This window comes from Microseira sp. BLCC-F43 (genome assembly GCF_041929235.1).
Taxonomy (GTDB): domain Bacteria; phylum Cyanobacteriota; class Cyanobacteriia; order Cyanobacteriales; family Aerosakkonemataceae; genus Microseira.
The window spans coordinates 1-2314 of record NZ_JBHFNP010000275.1 but is presented as its reverse complement, the minus strand read 5'-3'; the positions used below and the strand labels follow the sequence as shown (position 1 = coordinate 2314).

The following is a 2314-nucleotide window of genomic DNA, read 5'->3' as shown; positions in this document are numbered from 1 at the left end:
AACCAATGCTTGTATTTCATCAGATTTTGATAGATCGACTAAAGTATAGAATTTGATGTTATCGAAGGTTACAGTAACAACATATTTTCCCGATTGACCGCCGCCAATTGACATATAAGTTTCTTCATCTGCTCCCAAGGTTAATAAAGTTTTACTTTTGCCATCTAATTCGCGAATCGCTGTTTCTATTTGATGCCAATTTGGGTTGTCGATTAATTCGCCTTCATCCTTGTTGCCTATCCAGGTTTCTCTTGTTAAATTTGACACAAACATTCAGCCTTTTTATTTAGATCTACCAGTGCGTTCTTTTGCCTTATCATAAGCTGGGTCGTGTTCGGCAAAACTCACGACAAACACCCGTTTAGGTGCAGAAGATTCGTAAATGCGATACACCAGTCGATACGAAACGCCATCCCAGTCTATTTCCAGGGTACGATAGTCCTTGAGCCGTCCTTTTAAAGCATGGTTGGGGAAGCCACCACAACGAAAAGGATCGACCATCAGGATTGGTTTGTATATTTGCTCAAAATCTTCTTGTAACTCGGTTGGCAAAGCTGGTAAATCTTCGCTATCAACTTTCGGGTGTTTCTGGAAAAGATAATTCGATTTGGTAGCCACGTTCTTTCAACCGTTTGTTTATTGCATCGACGTTAATTTCCTCTCCGATTTCACCCTCGGTTATCCATATTCCATTTTCCAGCATTTCCTGTTCTTCCTTGGTTAGCTCCTGCGTCTCTCCTGGGAAAATTTCGACCGAGAGGGGCCAAGCTGTATCAGGTATTTGGAGTGCTGCTTCTGTAACCTTTTGGATGCGCCGCAATAAGTCTTGATGTGCTTTGCGATCGCTCGGTGCTACCTCCAATTCCATCTCCAGACTGTTGACAAGGTATTCCAAGTCTTTCAGCACAGTCTCTAGGGGATGCTGTGCGATTTTTTCTGCTTGTGGCGTGCTTACTTCAGACATCGCTTTATGCCTGCTACTGTTGCAACTATCTTAACTGAATCGATTGTGATGATTGTGCTAGAAGTGAGCAAAAGTTGAGACACAGCAGTCAATAGGAGTTGACATATTGATCTAAATCGGCTATGATTTTACTGAATGCCAACATACAAAAGTTGGAAAATTTGCAAAATTAAGAGGGCAAGACTAATGTCTGCCACCATTGCACTTAACACAACAGAGCTTCAAAAAATATACCAGTCCAAAGAGTTAAGATATTTGGAACTGTTGGTGTTAGCCAGAAAAATTAATAGAGCAGCAGTTATTGTGAAGAAGCAATGGCATAAGCTGTCAGACGAAGAGCGCGAAAAGCTGAAGAACTTAGCCTATGATTTAAGTGAATCTCGCAGTGGTTTAGCTAGCGTAATTTCAAAGTTTTTGAGTTTGGTTCGCATCACAATAATTGTTGCCAATGGGCAAGCTGACGCTTTGATTGCATACTGTGAAGCGATGAACTCGCTGGTTGACAATATTTTTGAGGCAGTAGAGCGAGACGAGCCTGAATATCAAGCTGTTTTATCAGAGACTTTGCAGGAATTAATTTATGATGCAGGCTCATCCAGCAAAGTTTTGAAGCAGGGAGAAACTCGTGGATGGTTGCGAAATTTATCAGATCAAGCCCTTAACGAGGTTTGAAATTAGTTATAAGCAATTAATCAAGAATCATTACCGCAAAGACAAGCATAGCTAGGGATGCTTTTGAAGAGTTAGTTGATAGTTACATATCGCAACTCCAAGAAACCCCTAGCTCTGATGATATTTCGGAAAATGAGGGTTTTCCCAAGGGAGAATACAGCGAAGATTTTGAATTTAGAAAAATTAGATTTAACCCACCAGGGTTACGAGGGCAAGCCAAGTATGGTCGTTTGATGTACGTTGTTTATAAGCCGAAATGTTTGGTCTACTTGGTGTGGATATATACTCACGCTGAGTTTGGGGGAAAGAATAAAACAAGACCTCCTAGCGACGATTTAAAACAAGAATTTCGCCTGATAAAACAAGATATAGAGGAGATAAATAAGGAAGAAGAAGTTAAACAAGATACTGAAAGTGGGTCAGAAGAAAAGCAGGAATAAGTAGGGATAGTTAGCTGGATTTAACATGCGATCGCTTTTTTAATTAGAACCGCAGAGGCGCAGAGGACGCAGAGGAAGGAGAGGGCATCACGCTGCGATTAATGATGTATCTTCTTGCCAAGTTAGTAAAGGATCGAGTTTTCCTGATTCTGTAAAGGTTCTAGCTGCTAGCAGGCATCGCAGCAAGTCTACACACATTTTTGCTGGATATTCGCTTTCTTGTCCGCCTACAACCAAT

At 41.1% G+C, this 2314-nt stretch carries 6 protein-coding genes; 2 read left to right on the top strand and 4 right to left on the bottom strand.

Features of this window, described 5'->3' with window-relative positions:
* The 3 genes from ACE1CM_RS35895 to ACE1CM_RS35885 form a co-directional block, all read right to left on the bottom strand.
* The coding region (locus ACE1CM_RS35895; RefSeq protein WP_374883702.1) for a hypothetical protein at window positions 1-273 on the bottom strand (273 nt) is incomplete at its 3' end.
* A 9-nt stretch (window positions 274-282) separates the two neighbouring features.
* Window positions 283-618 carry a type II toxin-antitoxin system RelE/ParE family toxin gene (locus tag ACE1CM_RS35890; protein WP_374883701.1) on the bottom strand — a complete coding sequence of 112 codons (336 nt, stop codon included), beginning with the start codon at window positions 616-618 and terminating at the stop codon, window positions 283-285.
* Window positions 572-964, bottom strand: coding sequence for a hypothetical protein (locus ACE1CM_RS35885; protein WP_374883700.1), 393 nt, complete (start codon window positions 962-964; stop codon window positions 572-574). Before ACE1CM_RS35885 ends, ACE1CM_RS35890 begins: the two co-directional genes overlap by 47 nt.
* Before the next feature lie 186 nt (window positions 965-1150).
* Between ACE1CM_RS35885 and ACE1CM_RS35880 the strand changes: the two genes are divergently transcribed.
* Window positions 1151-1636, top strand: a complete 486-nt coding sequence (locus ACE1CM_RS35880; RefSeq protein WP_374883698.1) for a hypothetical protein — start codon at window positions 1151-1153, stop codon at window positions 1634-1636.
* A gap of 260 nt (window positions 1637-1896) precedes the next feature.
* Window positions 1897-2076, top strand: coding sequence for a hypothetical protein (locus tag ACE1CM_RS35875; protein ID WP_374883697.1), 180 nt, complete (start codon window positions 1897-1899; stop codon window positions 2074-2076).
* Window positions 2077-2163: 87 nt separating this feature from the next.
* Here ACE1CM_RS35875 and ACE1CM_RS35870 read toward each other — a convergent pair whose 3' ends face one another.
* On the bottom strand, window positions 2164-2313 hold the full coding sequence (locus ACE1CM_RS35870) for an Imm1 family immunity protein (RefSeq protein WP_374883703.1): 150 nt from the start codon (window positions 2311-2313) through the stop codon (window positions 2164-2166).
* Between the last annotated feature and the right edge of the window lies 1 nt (window position 2314).